At 69.1% G+C, this 19685-nt stretch carries 16 protein-coding genes; 3 read left to right on the top strand and 13 right to left on the bottom strand.

The genetic code is table 11. The features are described from left to right. Window positions 1–1196 (top strand): MFS transporter (locus AC2H6A_RS08940; protein WP_484272816.1); only part of this gene is annotated, 1196 nt, incomplete at its 5' end. Window positions 1197–1207: 11 nt separating this feature from the next. Here AC2H6A_RS08940 and AC2H6A_RS08935 read toward each other — a convergent pair. After that, a complete protein-coding gene (locus tag AC2H6A_RS08935; RefSeq protein ID WP_484272815.1) occupies window positions 1208–4714 on the bottom strand; it encodes an indolepyruvate ferredoxin oxidoreductase family protein in 3507 nt (1168 codons plus the stop codon). A 168-nt stretch (window positions 4715–4882) separates the two neighbouring features. Between AC2H6A_RS08935 and AC2H6A_RS08930 the strand changes: the two genes are divergently transcribed. After that, window positions 4883–6916 (top strand): oxidoreductase, encoded by a 2034-nt coding sequence (locus AC2H6A_RS08930; protein WP_484272814.1) that lies wholly within the window; start codon window positions 4883–4885, stop codon window positions 6914–6916. Between the two features lie 163 nt (window positions 6917–7079). Next, on the top strand, window positions 7080–7706 hold the full coding sequence (locus tag AC2H6A_RS08925; protein WP_484272813.1) for a glycine zipper 2TM domain-containing protein: 627 nt from the start codon (window positions 7080–7082) through the stop codon (window positions 7704–7706). A gap of 1 nt (window position 7707) precedes the next feature. Here the strand turns inward: AC2H6A_RS08925 and AC2H6A_RS08920 are convergent, their stop codons facing one another. From AC2H6A_RS08920 to dnaA, 12 genes are all read right to left on the bottom strand, one after another. After that, entirely contained in the window at window positions 7708–9024 is a 1317-nt protein-coding gene (locus tag AC2H6A_RS08920; protein WP_484272812.1) for an ATP-binding protein, read from the bottom strand. A gap of 17 nt (window positions 9025–9041) precedes the next feature. After that, entirely contained in the window at window positions 9042–9719 is a 678-nt protein-coding gene (locus tag AC2H6A_RS08915; RefSeq protein ID WP_484272811.1) for a winged helix-turn-helix domain-containing protein, read from the bottom strand. Window positions 9720–9729: 10 nt separating this feature from the next. Then, window positions 9730–10320, bottom strand: coding sequence for a 1-acyl-sn-glycerol-3-phosphate acyltransferase (locus tag AC2H6A_RS08910; protein WP_484272810.1), 591 nt, complete (start codon window positions 10318–10320; stop codon window positions 9730–9732). A gap of 136 nt (window positions 10321–10456) precedes the next feature. After that, a complete protein-coding gene (locus tag AC2H6A_RS08905) occupies window positions 10457–11101 on the bottom strand; it encodes an NrsF family protein (RefSeq protein WP_484272809.1) in 645 nt (214 codons plus the stop codon). Further along, window positions 11088–11663, bottom strand: a complete 576-nt coding sequence (locus tag AC2H6A_RS08900) for a sigma-70 family RNA polymerase sigma factor (RefSeq protein WP_484272808.1) — start codon at window positions 11661–11663, stop codon at window positions 11088–11090. The genes AC2H6A_RS08905 and AC2H6A_RS08900 overlap by 14 nt, the downstream gene beginning before the upstream one ends. A gap of 160 nt (window positions 11664–11823) precedes the next feature. Next, window positions 11824–12342: a DoxX family protein gene (locus AC2H6A_RS08895; RefSeq protein ID WP_484272807.1), complete on the bottom strand. Its 519-nt coding sequence runs from the start codon at window positions 12340–12342 to the stop codon at window positions 11824–11826. Beyond that, window positions 12339–13106 carry an HvfC/BufC family peptide modification chaperone gene (locus tag AC2H6A_RS08890; RefSeq protein ID WP_484272806.1) on the bottom strand — a complete coding sequence of 256 codons (768 nt, stop codon included), beginning with the start codon at window positions 13104–13106 and terminating at the stop codon, window positions 12339–12341. The genes AC2H6A_RS08895 and AC2H6A_RS08890 overlap by 4 nt, the downstream gene beginning before the upstream one ends. Then, entirely contained in the window at window positions 13093–13992 is a 900-nt protein-coding gene (bufB, locus tag AC2H6A_RS08885; protein ID WP_484272805.1) for an MNIO family bufferin maturase, read from the bottom strand. Before bufB ends, AC2H6A_RS08890 begins: the two co-directional genes overlap by 14 nt. A 32-nt stretch (window positions 13993–14024) precedes the next feature. Further along, on the bottom strand, window positions 14025–14324 hold the full coding sequence (locus AC2H6A_RS08880) for a BufA1 family periplasmic bufferin-type metallophore (protein ID WP_484272804.1): 300 nt from the start codon (window positions 14322–14324) through the stop codon (window positions 14025–14027). Between the two features lie 126 nt (window positions 14325–14450). Then, the gene (locus AC2H6A_RS08875; protein WP_484272803.1) at window positions 14451–17042 is read right to left on the bottom strand and encodes a DNA gyrase subunit B; all 2592 of its coding nucleotides are present in this window, start codon (window positions 17040–17042) and stop codon (window positions 14451–14453) included. A 78-nt stretch (window positions 17043–17120) separates the two neighbouring features. Beyond that, on the bottom strand, window positions 17121–18230 hold the full coding sequence (gene dnaN, locus AC2H6A_RS08870) for a DNA polymerase III subunit beta (protein ID WP_484272802.1): 1110 nt from the start codon (window positions 18228–18230) through the stop codon (window positions 17121–17123). Between the two features lie 257 nt (window positions 18231–18487). Further along, a partial coding sequence (gene dnaA, locus AC2H6A_RS08865) for a chromosomal replication initiator protein DnaA (RefSeq protein WP_484272801.1) occupies window positions 18488–19685 on the bottom strand: 1198 nt, incomplete at its 5' end.

Below are 19685 nucleotides of genomic sequence, written 5' to 3'. Positions count from 1 at the left end.
CCCGCGCCGCCATCGCCTGGTACTACACCAGCGTGGCTGCCTTCATGGCGCCCTCGGGCATCCAGTCGGTGCTGCTCGCCTATCTGCTCGCCATCGAACTGCAGCAGCCGGCCGAGCGCTTCGGATTCACGCAGATGCTCGGCCAGCTGCCGGCGCTGCTGCTGCTGATGGTGGGCGGCTGGCTGGCCGATCGGGTGGACGCGCGCCGGGTGCTGATCGGCATCCAGGCGCTGGGCATGCTGATGCCGCTCGGACTGGCTGCGGCGCTGGCGCTGGGCCGCATCGGCGAGGGTCTGGTGCTCGCCTATGCGCTTGCGTGGGGGGTGGTCAGCGCCTTCGCGCTGCCGGCCCGCGACGGCATGCTCAACCGGGTGGCCGGGGGCGCGGTGCAGAAGGTGGTCACGGTGGCGATCGGCATGCAGTTCGGCACGCAGATGCTTGGCCAGGCCCTGGCCGGGCAGGCCGGCGCCTGGGGGCCGGTGGGCATCCTGATTGCCCAGGCGCTGCTCCTGGCGCTGGGCGTGTTCGCGGCCAGCCGCCTGCCGGCCCAGAGGCCCACCGCGCCCGAGGGCCCCAGGCCCTCACCGCTGCGCGAGATCGGCGGCGGCTTCGCGGTGCTCTTCGCCGACCCGACCATCCGCGCCACCTTCCTGCTGCTGGTGGGCATGGGCGTGTTCTTCGCCGGCGTGATGGTGGTGCTGATCCCGCTGGCGATCCGTGATCTGCACGGCGGCGGCTCGCGCGACATCGCGCAGGGCCTGATCGCCTTCGGCCTGGGCACGCTCACGATGATCGCCGTGCTGATCCGGCGCGGCGGTGTGGCCACGCCCGGCCGCGCGCTGTGCGTGTCGCAGTTCGGCGGCTGCGCCGCGCTGCTGCCGATGGCGCTGGACATTCCGCAGTGGGGCTTCAATGCCTGCGTGTTCGCCTGGGGGATGGGCGGCGGGCTGGCGATGTCGATGTCACGCACGCTGCTGCAGGAGAACGCGCCGGCCAGTCACCGCTCGCGGGTGATGGCCGCCTTCTCGGTGGCCAGCATCGGCGGCGCACCGGTGGGCTCCCTGATGATGGGCCTGGCGATCGGCGCGCTGGGCGCGCGCCAGGCGGTGCTGATCCCGGTGGCCGGGGTGCTGGCGGTGACCCTGGGCGTGATGGCCACGCACCCGATCTGGCGGGTGCGCTCGGCCGGCCGCTGAGCCGGCCAGACTCAGGCCGCGCGCCGGATCTCGATCACCCGCGCCGGCGCCTGACCCTCGTAGGCGGCCAGCAGCTGCGCCTGCGCCTCGCGGACCTTGGTCACATTGGCGTGCTTCACATGGCCGAAGCCGCGGATCTGGTCCACGCTGGCGGCCAGCGCCACCGCATCGGCCAGGCGCGCGGGGGTCAGCCCGGCGAGCACCCGCTCGATCATCGCCTGGTACTCGCCGATCAGGGCGCGCTCCATGCGCCGCTCCTCGGTGCGCCCGAAGATGTCGAGCGCGCCGCCGCGCAGGAACTTCAGGCGGGCCAGCAGGCGCATGGCGGTGAGCATCCAGGGCCCGTACTCGCGCTTGAGCAGGCGACCGGTGGCCGGATCGCGGCGCGCCAGCAGCGGCGGCGCCAGGTTGAAGCCCAGCCGGGGCGTGCCCTCGAACTGCGCCGACAGCCGCTGCAGGAAGGCCGGATCGGCATAGAGCCGGGCCACCTCGTACTCGTCCTTGTAGGCCATGAGCTTGAACAGCCCCCGGCCCACGGCCGCCGTCAGGGTGAGCGCCTGGCCGGCCTCGCCGAGCGCCTGCTCGGCCTGCTGCACGCGCGCCATGAACTCGGCATAGCGCGCGGCATAGGCCTCGTCCTGGTAGGCCACCAGACGGGCGCGGCGATCGGCGATCAGGGCCTGCGCGCCCATCGGCTCGGGCGCGGTGAGCGGCGCGGGCATGGCGCCCGACTCGGTGAGCATGCGCATGACCGTGGCCGGGTCATGGGCCCACAGCCGGCCAAGCCGGAAGGCGCGCTGGTTGAAGGGCACCTGCACCGCGTTGAGCTCGATGGCACGCTCGATGGCGGCAATGCCCACCGGCAGCCAGCCGCGCTGCGCCGCCACCCCGACCATCATGAGGTTGGCGCCGATGGTGTCGCCCATCAGGGCCAGGGCGATGCCGGTGGCATCGACGAAATCGATGCTGCCCTCGCCGACCTTCTCGCGCAGCTTGCGCACCAGCAGGCCGGTGTCGACCCGGTCATCGGGATTGAAGTTGAGCGCGGCCGTGGGCTGGATGCGGTCGTTGCCCAGGAAGCGGGTGGCGGCCGACAGCGTGCGGTAGGCCTCGTCGCCCAGGGCCGCGACCATGTCGAAGCCCAGCACCAGCGAGGCCTCGCCCAGGCCCACCCGCTGGCTGTGCAGCACCACGCCGGGGTCGGCGAGCTTGAGGTGGCTGTAGACCGCGCCGTTCTTCTGCGACAGGCCGGTCATGTCGTAGGCGGAGGCCGAGCGGCCCTCGAGGTGGGCGGCCATGGCCAGCACCGCGCCCACGGTGATCACGCCGGTGCCGCCGATGCCGGCGATCAGCGTGCCATGCACCCCGCCTGGCGCCGCGGCGCGCTGCGGCTCGGGCAGCGTGGCAAACACCGAGTCATCCTGAAGCGCGCCGGCGCGGCGCCGCGGTGGCGCGTCGTGCACGGTGACGAAGCTCGGGCAGAAGCCCTTCACGCAGCTGTAGTCCTTGTTGCAGCTCGACTGGTTGACGCGGCGCTTGCGGCCGAGCTCGGTCTCGAGGGGCTCGAGCGACACGCAGCCCGACTGGGTGGAGCAGTCGCCGCAGCCCTCGCAGACCTCGGGGTTGATGAACATGCGCTTGGGCGGATCGGGGAACTCGCCGCGCTTGCGGCGGCGCCGCTTCTCGGCCGCACAGGTCTGCTCGTAGATGAGCACGGTGCAGCCAGGCACCTCGCGCAGCTCGCGTTGCACCCGGTCGAGCTCGTCGCGGTGGAGCACCTTCACCTCCGGGGGCAGGCCAGCGCCGTGGCGGGAAGGATCGTCGCTCACCAGCACCACCCGGCGCACGCCCTCGTGCAGCACCTGGTGGGCAATCGCCGCCGGCGTGATCTGGCCGTCGACCGGCTGGCCGCCGGTCATGGCGACCGCGTCGTTGAAGAGGATCTTGTAGGTGACATTGGCGCCGCTGGCCACCGACTGACGGATGGCGAGCAGGCCCGAGTGGAAGTAGGTGCCGTCGCCGAGGTTCTGAAAGACATGCGGGGTGGCGGTGAAGCGGTGCAGGCCCACCCAGTTGATGCCCTCGCCCCCCATCTGCGTGCCCATCAGCGTGGTGCCGGGCTTGGCCCAGATGGCCATGCCGTGGCAGCCGATGCCCGAGACCGCGATGCTGCCCTCGGGGATGCTGGTGGAGGTGTTGTGCGGACAGCCCGAGCAGAAGTAGGGCAGGCGGCGAACCCCCGCGCCGGTGACGGCAAGCAGGGCGCTGCGATAGGCGCGGGTGGCCGAGACGCGCTCGGCGAGGGCCTCGTCCCAGATGCCGGCGGCCTGCAGGCGCTGGGCGATGGCCAGCGCCACCTCCACCGGCTCGAGCTGGACATCGGTGGGCAGCAGGGGCGCGCCGGCGGTGTCGGTCTTGCCGACGATGCGCGGGCGCTGCGCGAGGTTGTAGAGCTGCGCGGCCGCCTGCGGCTCGACGAAGGCGTTTTTCTCCTCGACGAACATCAGCTCGGCCTTGCCCTGCGCGAACTCGGCGAGCCCCTCGGGCTCGAGGGGCCAGACCAGGCCGACCTTGTAGACCGCCACGCCCAGCGCGCGGGCGCGGGCGGCGTCGATGCCCAGGGTGGACAGCGCCTGCATGGTGTCCTGGAAGGCCTTGCCGGCGGTGACCAGGCCGAAGCGGGCGCTGGCATCGCCCAGGGCCAGCCGGTCGATGCCATTGGCGCGCGCGAAGCGCTGCACCAGCGGCAGCTTGTAGCGCTTGAGGATGATCTCGTCGTTGAGCGGCGCGTAGCTGCCGCGCCAGTGGATGCCGTCGGGTGGCAGCTCGCCGGTGGGCGGCTGCTGGAAGCGCATGGCATCGAGATCGACATCGACCGTGGCGGTCTGCTCGGCGGTCTCGTTGACCACCTTGAAGCCCACCCAGCAACCGCTGTAGCGCGACAGCGCATAGCCCAGCAGGCCGTAGGGAATGAATTCGCCGACATCGGCCGGATAGAGCACCGGGATGCCGTGGGCGGCCATCGCCTGCTCGCTGTGGTGGGCAATGGTGGAGGACTTGCCGGGATGGTCGTCGCCGAAAAGCGCGAGCACGCCGCCGTGCGGATGGGTGCCGGCATAGTTGCCGTGCTTGATCGGGTCGCCGGCGCGATCCACACCCGGGCCCTTGGCGTACCACAGGCCGAACACGCCATCGACGCTGGGGTCCTTCATGCTGCGCAGCTGCTGCGTGCCCCAGATGGCGGTGGCGGCGAGCTCTTCGTTGATGCCGGGCGCGAACACCACCTGGCTGGTCTCGAGCTGGGCCTTGGCCTCCCACATGGCAAGGTCGATGCCGCCCACCGGCGAGCCGCGATAGCCCGACACATAGCCGGCGGTGTTCAGCCCGGCACGCCGGTCGAGCTCACGCTGCAGCAGCATCAGCCGCACGATGGCCTGCGGGCCGCTGATGAGGACCGGGCCGCGGGTGCGGGTGTACTTGTCGTCGAGGCTGACCTCGCGCAGCGTGGGTGCGTTCATGGCGGTCTCCGTGGCGGGGATGCGCCCTGTGTCGGGCCTCCCTCTGTCGGGCCATGGTGCCGGCCCGGCCCCGGCGCGGTCAAGCCACGGGCGACACGGAACGGCCCCCGGCCAGCGCCCCGCGGAAGTGCATTACAGTCGGGGCATCCGCCACACCCGCAGGCCACCATGACCGCCCACTCCCGCTACCCGCTGATGTTCTCCCCGCTCGACCTCGGCTTCACGCGCCTGAAGAACCGGGTGCTGATGGGCTCGATGCACACCGGTCTGGAAGAGGCCGAGAACGGCTTCGAACGCATGGCCGCGTACTTCGCCGAGCGCGCCCGCGGTGGGGTGGGGATGATCATCACCGGCGGGATCCCGCCCAATGCCGAGTCGGGCCTGGGCTCGCGGTTGACCACCCCCGAGGAAGCAGCGCAGCACCGCATCGTGACCGATGCCGTGCATGCCGCCGACCCCGATGTGAAGATCTGCATGCAGATCCTGCACTCCGGGCCGCTGGCACGCACCCCCGATTGCGTGGCGGCCTCGGCAGTGAAGTCGCGCATCGGCACCTACAAGCCGCGCGAGCTCGACGAGGCCGGCATCCAGAAGCAGATCGACGACTTCGCCAACTGCGCGGCGCTCGCCAAACAGGCCGGCTATGACGGCGTGGAAGTGATCGGCTCGGCCGGGTACCTGATCTCCACCTTCCTGGTCAACAAGACCAACCTGCGCACCGACCTGTGGGGCGGCCCGTTCGAGAACCGCATGCGCTTCCCGGTGGAAGTGATGCGCCGGGTGCGCGCGGCGGTGGGCCCCGACTTCATCCTGATCTTCCGCATCTCGGCCATGGACATGCTCGAGGACGGCCTGGCCTGGGACGAGATCGTGATGCTGGGCAAGGCCATCCGCGATGTCGGCACCAACATCATCAGCACCCATTTCTGCTGGCACGAGGCGCCGGTGCCCACCATTGCCACCATGGTGCCGCGCGCGGCCTTCGCGCAGGTGACCGGGCGGCTGCGGCGCGAGCTGAAGATGCCCATGATCACCAGCAACCGGATCAACATGCCCGAGGTGGTGGAGCAGGTGCTGGCCCGCGGCGATGCCGACCTGGTCTCGATGGCCCGGCCCATGCTCGCCGACTCGCAGCTGGTGAACAAGGCGCGCGAGGGGCGCGAAGACGAGATCAACACCTGCATCGCCTGCAACCAGGCCTGCCTGGACCACACCTTCACCCGCCGCGAGACCAGCTGCCTGGTCAATCCGCGAGCCTGCAACGAGACCCTGCTCAAGTACCTGCCCACCGCGGCGCGCAAGCGCATCGCGGTGGTGGGGGCGGGCCCTGCCGGCCTGGCCTATGCCACCGTGGCGGCCGAGCGCGGCCATGCGGTGACGCTGTTCGAGGCGGGCGCCGAGATCGGCGGCCAGTTCAACCTGGCGCGGCGCATCCCCGGCAAGGAGGAGTTCAACGAGACGCTGCGCTACTACCGCCGCATGATCGAGGTGCACGGCATCGCATTGCGCCTGAACACGCGGGTGGATGGGGCCATGCTGCAGGCGATGGGCTTTGACGAGGTGATCGTGGCCACCGGCATCGAGCCGCGCCGGCCCGAGGTCGACGGCATCGACCATCCGAAGGTGGTGGGCTACATCGATGCCATCCTCGGGCGCAAGCCGATCGGGCAGCGGGTGGCGATCATGGGCGCGGGTGGCATCGGCTTTGATGTCGCCGAGCTGGTCTCGCATGCCGGCGTGTCGGGCGCGCTGGATGTGCAGGTGTTCGCGCGCGAGTGGGGCATCGACTTCGTGAACCATCCCCGCGGCGGCGTCACTGGCGTCACCCCGCAGGTGGCCAAGGCCGACCGCGAGGTCTGGCTGATGCAGCGCAAGGCCGACGCGCTTGGCAAGAACCTGGGCCGCACCACCGGCTGGACGCACCGCATGGTGCTGGCGCGGCGCGGGGTGAACATGGTGAGCGGGGTGGAGTACCGGCGCGTCGACGACGCCGGCCTGCACACGCTGGTCAACGGCGAACCGCGGCTCTTCGAGGTGGACACGGTGATCGTGTGCGCGGGGCAGATGCCGCTGCGCGGTCTGCATGATGATCTGCAGGCGCGCGGGGTGAAGTCCACGCTGGTGGGCGGCGCCTTCGAGGCCGCCGAGCTCGACGCCAAGCGCGCCATCGACCAGGCGAGCCGGCTGGCAGCGGCGGTCTGAGGCGCGGCACCCCGGGGGCAATCCTCCGGGGCGGGCGGGCGTGCCGCCCGGTCACACACCGTCACAAAGGCCGCACCCGATCGCCACAGACAGCCGCGGGGCGGCTGCGCAGAATCGGTCCTGTCGATGCAGCACGCATCACCCAACCAGACAGGAGACCGACATGACCCATCGCAATGCCAACCCCCGCGCCGGCCTGATCATCCCCGCCCTGGTGGCGGCACTCGCCCTGGGCAGCGGCGCAGCCCGCGCGCAGGACGCGCTCAACCCCGGCGGCGGCAACTGGGGCGTTCCGGCGCCGATCACGCCGGCCATGCCGGGCACGATGCCCGCGCCGATGCCGGAGTACCGCAGCCTGCAGCCCGCCAACCAGAACCTCGCGCGGGTGATCTCGGCCACGCCGAACATGGACCGCATCGTCGAGACCCGGCAGCAGTGCACCGAGCAGTGGCAGCAGCAGCCGAGCTCGGGCGTGTCGAGCACCACCGGCACGGTGATGGGAGCGCTGATCGGCGGGGCCGCCGGCAGCGCGCTGGGCAAGGGCAACGGCCGGCTGGTGGCGGTGGCCGCCGGCAGCGCGATCGGCTCGCAGGTGGGCCGATCGATGGCCGAGCAGCCGGCCGCGCCGCGCCCGGTGCAGATCTGCCAGCCGGTGAACTCGGTGCGCGAGCAGGTGCGTGACTACACGGTGCGCTATGAATGGTCGGGCCGCGAATACCAGGTGACGCTGCCGCAGAACCCGGGCCCGTGGCTGCGGGTGAGCACCTCGCACACCGTGCAGATGATGTGAATCAGCCCGGCCAGCGCAGCAGCAGTCTGGCCCCGCCTGACGGGGCCTGCTGCATGAGGGCCTCCCCATCGTGGGCGAGCATCACCCGGCGCACGATGGCCAGCCCCAGGCCGAAGCCCTGGCTGCGCCGCTCGCGTTCCCCTTCGAGCCGGCGAAAGGGCTGGAACACCGCCTCGCGCTGCGCCTCGGGCACACCCGGGCCATCGTCATCGATGGCCACACAGACCCGGCCCTGCGCGTCCTGCCAGGCCTGAACCGCGATCGCCTCGCGAGCGTGGCGCGCGGCATTGCGCAGCCCGTTGCGCAGGGCGTAGGGCAGCAGGCGCGCGTCGAAGCGTGCCGCGCCGGGCAGATCGGCCTGCACCGTGAGCGCGCGCCCTTCCAGCAGCGGCTGCAGCGACCGGACTTCGGCGTGCAGCAGAGCGCTCAGGTCTCCCGGTTCGGGTCGGGCCTGCAGCGCGCCGCTGTCGAGCCGCGCGAAGGTGAGGCTGGCGTCAATGAGGGCCTCGAGCTCGTCGAGATCGCGCTCGCAGTCGGCCGCGGCCGCGTCGCGCCTGGCGGCGTCGGGCTCGGCGGCCAGCGCGTCGATCGCAAAGCGCAGGCGCGCAAGCGGCGTGCGCAGCTCGTGCGAGACCGCGCCGGTGAGTTCACGCTGCGCGGCCAGGGCCGCTGCCAGCCGGGCAAGCATCGCGCGCTGGCCTTCGGCCAGGGGCGCGAACACCTTGCTGCGCAGGGTGGGCATGGGCGTGTCGAAGCGGCCGTCGGCCAGGGCATCGGCGGTGCGCCGCAAGGCGCGCAAATCACGCCAGGCCGGGCGCAGCAGCCAGAAGGCGATCAGGCCCACCGCGAGGGCGAGCATCACGCCCACCAGCAGGGCACGCCCGAACTCGCGCGACAGGCCCAGGCGGTGCTCCGGGTTGGCCTCGGGGTTGAAAGGCCCGAGCACCAGAACCTGCGCGGGCGCGCCGGGCAGCAGCACCTGCACCCGTCGCGGCAGGCCCGACACCAGGGTCTCGCCGGCAGCAAGCCGCTCGCGCTCGGCCGCCGAAAGCCCCGGCGCATCGGCCGGCCTGATCTCAACCGGATAGGCGAAGCGCTCGTCGAGATCGCGCACCCGCGCCGCGCGCTGCGCCGCCGGCAGGGGCGCCAGCTCATCGACCATCAGCGAGACCGTGCCGGCCATGAAGCGGCGCACATAGTCGTCGGTGAGGTCGTCCACGGTGAGCAGCACCAGCGACTGCACCAGCAGCACCAGGGCGAGCACGGCCGCGGCGAGGCCGGCGGCCAGGCGCAGCGGGGTGGTGCGGAAAGAGGACACGGCGCGCCGGCGCGGGTTCAGTCGGGCATGAAGAGATAGCCCTGGCCGCGCACGGTGCGGATGCGCGTCGGGTTGGCCGGGTCATCGCCGATACGCCGGCGCAGCCGCGAGATGCGGGCGTCTATCGCGCGATCGAGCCCGTCGAACTCCAGGCCGCGCAGGGCCTGCATGATGTCGTCACGGCTGACCACCTGGCCGGCCCGGCCGGCGAGGTAGGCCAGCAGGTCGTACTCGGCGGTGGTGAGCGGCACCGGCTGGTCGTTCAGGCGCACCTCGCGGGCCTCGGGGCGGATGAGCAGCGGGCCGAAGCGCAGCGCGGCCGGCGCGGCGGCATCACGGCGCCGCAGGGCGCGCACCCGGGCGAGCAGCACCCGCGGCGCCACCGGCTTGGCGAGATAGTCGTCGGCGCCGCCCTCCAGGCCAAGCACCTGGTCGATGTCGTCATCGCGGGCGGTGAGCATGGCGATGCGCCCGGCAAAGCGCCCGCGCACCTCGCGCAGCACCTCGAAGCCGTCCTTGCCCGGCAGATGCCCGTCGAGCAGCACCAGATCGAAGCCGCCGTCCAGGATGCGCGCCGGGGCTTCATCGCCACGCGCGCAATGCGCCACCTCAAAACCCTCGCGCGCGAGCGCGGCGCACACCAGCTGCGCCAGCCGCTCGTCATCTTCCACCAGCAGGATGCGCGCGCCTTGCATCGGGGTGGGCTCAGCTGGCGTCGAACTGGCCCGGGTTGCGGCCGCGCATCGGCGCGTAGAAGGCCTTGATGGTGGCCATGTCCTGCTCGATGTCACCGGTGGGCTGGAACACCGGGCCCAGGCCCATGCGGCGGCTGGGGTAGTCCATGAACGCGAGCTGGATCGGCAGCTTCGCGCCCTGGGCGATGTGATAGAAGCCGGTCTTCCAGCGCCGGGTGGCGCTGCGCGTGCCCTCAGGCGGGACCACCAGCTGCACCGGCCCGTCGGCCGCGGTAAGCGCGGCCACCGAAGCGGCCACGAGATTGTTGGCCTGCTCGCGCCGCACCGCGATACCGCCCAGCCAGCGCATCAGCGGACCGAAGGGCGGCGAGAAGATCGAGGCCTTGCCCATCCAGACGATGTTCAGATTGAGCGCGAAGGCGCCCATCAGCGTCCAGGGAAGGTCCCAGTTGGAGGTGTGTGGCGCCGCGATGAGCACGCACTTGCCGCCGCCTGCCGGCAGCGCGCCCTCGACACGCCAGCCGGCCAGACGCAGGCAGGCCAGCGAGAAGAGCCGCAACACGCGCCGCACGACCGGCGTCCCGAAGATGGTGAGCTGCATCGGCCGCAGGATACGCCAGTGCTTGAGGCGGGGCGCGGCCTCTGCATCCGTCTGCCTAGGGTCGGCCGATCCAGTTTTCGGTGAGCAGGTGGTCGTCGCTCAAGACGGCACATGACCGTGAAGCGAGTCGGCCGCCTCACCACCGGAACATGCGTCGCCCAAGTGCCGCGCCAACGCCACTTACGATAGCCACGCCGAGCATGTACCACACGGCGACGAAGGCCAGCCCTGGTTCCGGACAATGCAAGGCGTAGGCGATCGTGCCCAGCCCGCCGCTCAGCAGGCCCGCAGCGGCGCCAGCCAGTGCCGGGCGCGTGGGCGCCGCCAGCCCGCGAAGCAGGGTCAACATGGACACGAGCAGGGGCAGGCTGACGGCGGCGATGCTCATCGAGCACACGCGCCAGGTGCTGCCCCAGAGCGCCTCGGCGCGGGCCGCCTCCGACAGGCCCGTCCATTGCAGCGCGGCCAGCACCCACAGCGCCAGCACGGTGAACGCCCCGAGCCGCCAGGCAGGGCCCGCCGGCACACCAGGGCTTGTCAGCCGGCGCAGCGACAAGCCGGCTGCGATCGCCACGGCCAGCGGCACGCCGAACTTGATCCAGAACAGTGGCTCCCCGAGCGCACGCCCCAGATCGTGCCGGATGCCGAACGAAACAGCGACAAGGACCACGGTCAGGGGCATGCCCAACGCCACGACAGCGAGCAGTCGATTGCCCGCCGCATGGCGCGGCACCGGTTCGGCGCCGCGCGCCAACATCTCCACCAGCTCATCGGTCTTCACTGCCGCTCCTTACCCCGCATCGGGCCGCCAGCGCCTTCAGCCCCCGGTGCACGCCAACCTTGATGGCCGATTCCGACATGCCCGTCCGCTGCGCTGCCTCGGCCACCGAGAGGCCCTCCAGCTTCACATGCATGATGGGCAACCGGTGGCGGTCGGGCAACTCGGCCAGCAGGGTCAGCACATCGCGCCGCGCCATGGCTTCATCGTCGGCCGCAGCCACAAGAAAGTTTTCGGCGGCGTCCAGCGGCTCGTGCAACTGCTCGCGCGCTGTCTTCGCCCGGAGCAGATCGATGACCTTGTGACGCGCGATGGCCAGGGCCCAGGCCACCACCGACTGCTCGCGAAGATACGACTGCCGCTGATTGTGCATCGCGAGCAGACACTCCTGAACAAGGTCTTCGACATCGTCGGGCCACCCGAAGAGCCGACGGCGAAGGTAGGCCCGCAGACGCCGCGACATCTGCGTCAGAAACGTCGCGTAGGCCCGGTTGTCGCCGTCGAGAGCGCTGATGAACAAGGCATGCAGTCGCTGCTCGTCAGCATTCGGGTCCGGATCGACCATGGGCAGGCCTCAGCGCCGGTGACTCCGGCAGTTGCGGGAGGCCGCAAGTGTCCGCGCAAAACCGCACCGGTGCAACGCGGCGGTATCGTTCCGCCGCAGTGCCGGTTGTCTTGCCAGCGCGCATGAATCCGCCAGTGCACGCGGGCGTGATCGCAGGTCATCAGCGTGACCCTGCGGTCGAGCCGCTCAGGCGCCGGGCCAGGGCGTGGTCGATCGACATCGGGCCGGCACCGTTCGCCATCAAGGCCAGCGCCAGCGCCGCCCAGGTCAGATGGATTGGCCAGCCATCGGGCACCGTCAACTGGATGACCAATGCCATCCCCAGAATCGCGGCAGCGGCGAAGCGGGTGCCAAGACCCAGAACCAGCAGGACCGGCATCACCACTTCAAAGCAACCGGCAGCGAACGCCGTGACCGCAGGTGCCGGGAACGAATACGGCCCGCCGGGCAGGTGAAGCATGAACTCGTCGGTGAACAGCGCCACCGCGGTGTCGCTCAGCTCGAGAAAGCCGCTCCACTTCAGGATGCCGGACTTCCAGAACGGCACCGCCAGCGCGACGCGCAGCGCCAATTGCACAAGCGGCGGCCAGGCGCCCGTTCTAGCCCAGTCACGGGCGGTGAGGATTGCTTGCAGCATGCGGCCCCGTGCGGCGCTGTCGAGGGAGGTGGTGGCATTCATCGGGTGGGCTTTCGGAGTCGGATTTGGGTGAACACGCCCGCGTCGACGATGCCCGACAGGTTTGCCGGCAGGTCGAAGGCGTCGCTGTCGTCGACGGCACAGGCGACGGCCTCGCCGAGCGGTCTGCCGTCCATCAGCGCAACGAGCAAGGTCGCACCGCCGGGCGGAAGAGAACGGACCATCACCTCGAACGCCGGCCGGGTGACGAGCGTATCTTCAGCGATGTCTGATTCGAGTCGGGCATCGGGCTCTGCCGGCTGCCGATTCATCACGAAGATCGACAGTGCCGGGTAGCACGAACGGATGACGCGCGCCGCCGGGTGAGGCACAAGCACCGCGTCGACAAGGGCAGCCGGGTCGACTGCCGCGAGGTCCGCGACGCTCAGCGTCCTGGCGTCAGCGGCGTGATAGGCATCGAGCCAGGCTCGTTCGATGCGCGCGACATCGCCTAGCCAGGGCATCTGTTGCGCGTGAGGGTAGCCTTCGATGAAGCCGGGGAAGTCCCGACCGTAGTCGAACAACAGCGGTGACGACGGCGGCATTGCACGAACATGCAGGCGCGCCATCGTCCGAAAAAAGTCTGTGCCGGTGATGCGCTCGACAGCCGGGTAGATGGCAGCGATCGCGTCGATCAGGCTGACGGTGACATTGTTGCGATGGATGTCGTAGCGGCTAGGCGTCAGGAGTCCGTCGGGCGCAGGTGCAGATGGCTCAAACAGGGCCGGCGCGAAGCCTGCCGCATGGGCGGCTTCAGTCATGCGCAACCTCGACACGAAGTGCGCGATGCATGAGGCTGCGCGCGATGTCTGCCTGCGACTTCAGCTCAGCCCAGGGCGGCAGCTTGCTGTCCCATTCAATCAGCGTAGGCGCATGAACACCACGGTGCATTGCGCGCTCGAACAGTTGCCACACGACATCGGCGACAACGCTGTCGTGACTGTCAATCAGAAGGCGCCCGCCAACGTCGACTTCGGCCTGCACCGAGTGACCGGCGAGGTGAACCTGTCCGATGTGCTCGATCGGAAACGCGTCGAGGTCAGCGCTCGCCGAGCGGCCATGGTTCACGGCGCTGACGAACAGGTTGTTGATGTCGAGCAGAAGACCACAACCAGTGCGGCGCACGACCTCGGCCAGAAACGCGGATTCCGGGATCGTGGATTCCTTGAAGACGACATAGGTCGCCGGGTTCTCCAGCAGCAGCCGACGGCCGATTGCCGTTTGCACCTGGTCGATGTGGTCGCACACGCTCAGGAGCGTGGCCGGGGTGTAGGGCAGCGGCAGCAGGTCGTTGTAGTAGCAGCTGGCATGGGTCGACCAGGCCAGATGCTCGGAGACGAGAGCGGGCTGGTAGCGATTCACCAGCCCCGCAAAGCGGGCGAGATGCTCGCGGCACAGCGGCTGGCTGCCGCCGATCGACAGCGCCACGCCATGCAGCGAGACATCATGGTCCCGCCGCAGGCGCTCGAGCAGCCGATGCGGCATGCCGCCAGCGCCCATGTAATTCTCGGCATGAACTTCGAAGAAACCGTCGTAGCCGGCATCGGCGGCGATGGCGTCTGCGTGCTCATGTTTGAAGCCAACACCGGCTGGTGGTACCGGCTGGCATGCCGCCAAGCGAGAACCCCAGGCCGAGGGTTTGGGGAGGTGCATCGCATCGTTCCCGCTTGGGTGCGTTGCGGATCTCAGGCGCTGATCGGCTTGAGCGAGCCCTTCTTGCCACCAGGCACAACGATGCTGCTGCAGGTGCCGGCAGGCACGAACTTCCACGCGTTGCCCTGGAAATCGGTGGTGGAGGTGCCCTGGCAAGTGGTGCCCGGGCCAGCGGCACAGTCGTTCATGCCTTTCAGCGAAACGCCGTAGCACTTCTCCTTCTTTACCGCCGTGTCTTCCTTGGCCAGCGGGGCAGCATGCACCGCAGCGGCCATGAGGCTGGTGATGGCGCCGGCGAGCAGGACGGAAGTGACGTTGATCTTGCTGGACATGTGAGCTCCTTGCTTGGGGGTTGAGTGAGTGTCAGATGACCGACACGCACTGTTCTTCGCAAGAGGAAGCTCGCTGGTTACAGCCGACCGAAAAGAAAGATGTTCAGGGGTTGGCTGCCAGCCTGATCACACATCAATATTCCGCGCCACCAGCGCATTGCGCTCGATGAACGCCCGCCGCGGCTCCACCTCATCGCCCATCAGCGTGGAGAAGATCTGGTCCGCCGCGATGGCGTCCTCGATCTGCACCTTGAGCAGGCGGCGCGCGCTCATGTCCATGGTGGTTTCCCAGAGCTGCTCGGCGTTCATCTCGCCCAGGCCCTTGTAGCGCTGGCGAGCCACCCCGCGATCGGCCTCGGCAAGCAGCCAGCGGATGGCACCGCGGAAGCTGTCCACCGCGTGGCTGCGCTGGCGATCGCCCTCGCCGCGACGCACCTCGGCGCCCTCGCCGATCAGGCTGTCGACCGTGCGGGCGCATTCGGCCAGGGTGGCGTAGTCGGCAGTCAGCAGGAAGTCGGCGTCGATGTGTGAAAGGCGCACATTGCCGTGCACCCGGCGCTCGATGTTCAGCTGCCAGCGTTCGCGGCGCTCGTCGTAGTGGGCCAGCACCTGGACATCGGCCGGGTTCTGACCGGGCAGCACGCGGGCGCGCAGCGCCGCGGTGAGTTCGGTGGCCGTGGCCTGAGCGGCAGCCTCGGTGCCCAGGTCGGGCACGAGGCCTTCCAGCATGGCGCGCAGGGCGTCAGGGTCAATGATGCGGGCCAGGCGGTCGATGACAGCCTCGGCCACCAGATAGCGGCGAGCCAGTTCACCCAGCGCCGCACCGCTGATCGGGTCGGCACCTCGCGCTGGCATCAGCACCGCGCCGTCGAGCGCGTGCCGCAGGGTGTACTGGTTGAGCTCGTGGTCGTCCTTGAGGTAGCGCTCTTCCTTGCCGTGCTTGACCTTGTAGAGCGGCGGCTGGGCGATGTAGATGTGGCCGCGCTCGACCAGATCGGGCATCTGCCGATAGAAGAAGGTGAGCAGCAGGGTGCGGATGTGACTGCCGTCGACATCGGCGTCGGTCATGATGATGATACGGTGATAGCGCAGCTTGTCGGCGTTGTAGCCGCCGCTGCCGTTCTCGCCCGCGCCGATGCCGGTGCCCAGTGCCGTGATCAGCGTGGCGATCTGCTCCGAGGAGATCAGCTTCTCGAAGCGGGCGCGCTCCACATTGAGCACCTTGCCGCGCAGCGGCAGCACTGCCTGGAACTTGCGATCACGCCCCTGCTTGGCCGAGCCGCCGGCGGAGTCACCCTCAACGATGAAGATCTCGCACAGCGCCGGGTCTTTCTCCTGGCAATCGGCAAGCTTGCCCGGCAGGCCCACACCATCAAGCAGGCCCTTGCGGCGAGTCATGTCGCGCGCCTTGCGGGCAGCGTCGCGGGCGCGCGCGGCCTCGACGATCTTGCCGCAGATCGCCTTGGCGTCGGCGGGCTTCTCCTGCAGGAAGTCTTCCAGCGCCTTGGCCACCAGCTCTTCAACCGGCGCGCGCACCTCGGAGGACACCAGCTTGTCTTTCGTCTGCGAGCTGAACTTGGGCTCGGGCACCTTCACGCTCAGCACGCAGGTGAGGCCCTCGCGCATGTCTTCGCCGGTGGTCTCGACCTTGGCCTTCTTGGCGAGCTCGTTTTCCTCGATGTACTTGTTGATGACGCGGGTCATGGCCGCGCGCAGGCCGGTGAGATGGGTGCCGCCGTCGCGTTGCGGAATGTTGTTGGTGAAGCACAGCACCTGCTCGCTGTAGCTGTCATTCCACTGCATGGCCACTTCCACGCCGATGCTCAGGCCCGCTTCGGTATCGCGGCTGCCGGTGGCATGAAAGACCGTGGGGTGCAGCGCAGTCTTGTTCTGGTTGATGTACTCGACGAAGCCGCGCACGCCGCCCGCGAAGGCGAAGTCTTCTTCCTTGCCCTGACGCTGGTCGACCAGCTTGATGCGCACTCCGTTGTTCAGGAACGAAAGCTCGCGCAGCCGCTTGGCCAGAATCTCGTAGTGGTACTCCACATGGGTGAAGATGGTCTCATCGGCCATGAAGTGCACTTCGGTGCCGCGCAGCTCGGTGGTGCCGGTGACCTTGATGGGCGAAACCATCACCGGGGTGCCCGCGGGCACGCCGAGTGCATTGACGCCTTCGGGCACCAGCACCTGCACCGGCTCGGGGTTCTGCGGCACACCCCGATGGAACTCCATGAAGTAGGCCTTGCCATCGCGACGGATGACCAGCCGCAGCCACTTGGAGAGGCCGTTCACGCATGACACACCCACGCCGTGCAGGCCGCCCGACACCTTGTAGCTGTTCTGGTCGAACTTGCCGCCGGCGTGCAGCTCGGTCATGACGATCTCGGCGGCGCTGCGCTTGGGATCGTTGCGGTCGTCCCACTTGATGCCGGTGGGAATACCGCGGCCGTTGTCGGTGACCGAGATGGAGTTGTCGGTGTGGATGGTGACCACGATCTCGTCACAGTGGCCGGCGAGCGATTCATCGATGGCGTTGTCCACCACCTCGAAGACCAGGTGATGCAGCCCGGTGCCGTCGGAGGTGTCGCCGATGTACATGCCCGGGCGCTTGCGCACCGCTTCCAGGCCCTCGAGGATCTGGATGGAGGTGGAATCGTAGCTCTTGGCGGCGTCGCTCATTCGGTGCGGTGTCCTGCGTGGTGAGACAGCCCGGCACATGGCCAGGCGGATGGATCAGGATTCAGGAAACGGAAACGGTGAAACGGGAGCCGTGCTCGCGGATACCGGCGACCGCGCTCAGATGCGCATCGGCATGACCACATACTTGAAGCTGTCATCGCCCGGCACGGTGAGCAGCGCGCTGCTGTTGGCGTCACCGAAGTCGATGGCCACCTGATCGCACTTCAGGTTGCCGAGCACATCCTGCAGGTAACCCACATTGAAGCCCACCTCGAGCGCATCGGAGGTGTAGTCGACCTCGAGTTCATCGATGGCCTCTTCCTGCTCGGCGTTGCTGGTCTGCACGCGCAGCGTGCCGGCGGTGAGCGCCAGTCGTACCCCCCGGAACTTGTCGGAGGTGAGGATGGAGGCTCGTCCGAGCGACGCCGCCAGGGCCTCGCGGGAGATGAGCGCGCGCCGCCGATAACCGGTGGGAATGACGCGCTGGTAGTCCGGGAACTTGCCCTCGACCAGCTTGCTCAGCATCTCGACCTCGCCGAAGCGCAGGCGCACCTGGTTGGCGGCGACATCGATCTGCACCGGCTCGTCGTTGTCGGCGAGCAGCCGCTGCAGTTCGAGCACGGTCTTGCGCGGGATGATCACCTCGTTGCGGGCGAGCTGAGCCCCTTCGAGCGTGGTGTGGCAGTAGGCCAGACGGTGGCCGTCGGTGGCGATGACGCGCACGACATCACCCTCGGTGACCAGCAGCAGACCGTTGAGGTAGTAGCGGATGTCCTGCTGCGCCATGGCGAAGTGCACCATCTGGAAGAGGTGCTTGAGCTGACGCTGCGGCAGCGCGAACGAGGCGCTGAAGCTCTCGTTGACCGCCACCGTGGGGAACTCCTCGGCGCCGAGAGTCTGCAGCGCGAAGCGGCTCTTGCCAGCCTGGATGGTGGCTTTGCGCTGGGTGACCGAGAGGCTCACCTCGGGGCCTTCCGGCAGCGCGCGCAGGATGTCCAGAAGCTTGCGGGCCGAGACCGTGGTGGCGCCTTCATCAGCTCCCGAGCCGAGCGAGGCCGTGGTCCTGATCTGGATCTCGACATCGGTGGCCAGGAAGGAGACCTCTTCGCCACGCTTGCTGAGCAGCACATTGGCAAGGATGGGCAGGGTGTGGCGGCGCTCGACGATGCCGGCCACGGTGGTCAGCGGCTTGAGGATCGCGTCTCGGGTGGCTCTTAGGTATTGCATTGTCTTATCTCTTCCTGTTGTTGTTCATGAGGAAGCGGCAACGCTGTGGACAACCAGCGCAGATGCAGCACCGGCGCGGCTCGCCGGGCAATGACATGGGGTGGACAAGCCGGTTCGGCGATTGTGGGCAACCCGGTGACGGGCGGCCGCGGCCGGAAAACCCGCGAGTTGTGCACACTGGCTCAAGCCGATGTGCACGGGTTTCGCACAGGCCCGGCGGACTCGGCGGGTGGCGGTGCTGGAGCGGTGTGCCGGCTTCATCCGCGCAGGGTCTGTTCGAGGACATGGATCTGGTGGTTCAGATCGGTGTCGTGCTGGCGCTGCTCGGCGATCTTGCGCACCGCATGCAGCACCGTGGTGTGGTCTCGCCCGCCGAAGGCCTCGCCGATCTCGGGCAGGCTCTTCTGGGTGAGCTCCTTGGCCAGGTACATGGCCACCTGCCGCGGCAGCACGATGTGTGCATGGCGGCGCTTGCCGTACATCTCGGCAACCTTGGTCTTGTAGAAATCGGCCACGGTCTTCTGGATGAACTCGACCGAGATCTGCCGGCGGTTCAGCGCCAGCAGGTCTTCCAGCGCCTCCTTGGCGAGCTCGAGCGACACCGGCCGCTCGCGAAAGCCGGCATAGGCCACCACCCGCAGCAGCGCGCCTTCCAGCTCGCGCACATTGCTGCGCAGGTGCTTGGCGATGAAGAAGGCGACATCCTCGGGCAGTGCCGCACCCTGCTGCTCGGCCTTCTTGAGCAGGATGGCCACCCGCATCTCGAGCTCGGGCGGCTCGATGGCTACGATGAGACCGGAGTCGAAGCGCGAGATCAGCCGCTCTTCGAGCCCGGCGATCTCCTTGGGATAGGTATCGCAGGTGATGATGATCTGGCGACGGGCCGCGTAGAGCGCGTCGAAGGTGTAGAAGAACTCCTCCTGCGTGCGCGGCTTGCCCGAGAGGAACTGGATGTCGTCGATCAGCAGCAGGTCGAGCGACTGGTAGTACTGCTTGAGGTCCTCGGAGGTCTTGCGCTGGATGGCGCGGACCATCTCGTCAAAGTATTCCTGCGCGTGGATGTAGCGCACCCGCGCGCTGGCGCTGCGCTCCATGAAGGCGTTGCCCACCGCGTGCATGAGGTGGGTCTTGCCAAGCCCCACACCGCCGTAGAGGAAGAGCGGGTTGTAGGTGGCCGGGCGCTCGACCACCTGCAGCGCGGCTGCGCGGGCCATCTGGTTGGCCTTGCCGGTGACGAAGTTGTCGAAGGCCAGGTCGGGCCGCAGGCGGGTGCGGTCATTGGCCAGGGGTACCAGCACCGGCGCGGTCTCGGGGGCTGCGTCGGGTAGCGCGCCATCGGGCGCGCCGGTGGCCACCGCCTGACGCAGCGCGCCTGCCGCGGGCCGGGGCGCGGCCTGGCGGGCAGGCTCGGTGCTTGCCAGCAGCTCGAACTCCACGCGGGTGTCGGGCCCGAAG

The organism is Quisquiliibacterium sp., from assembly GCF_982640115.1.
This window is presented reverse-complemented; position numbering and strand designations above follow the sequence as displayed.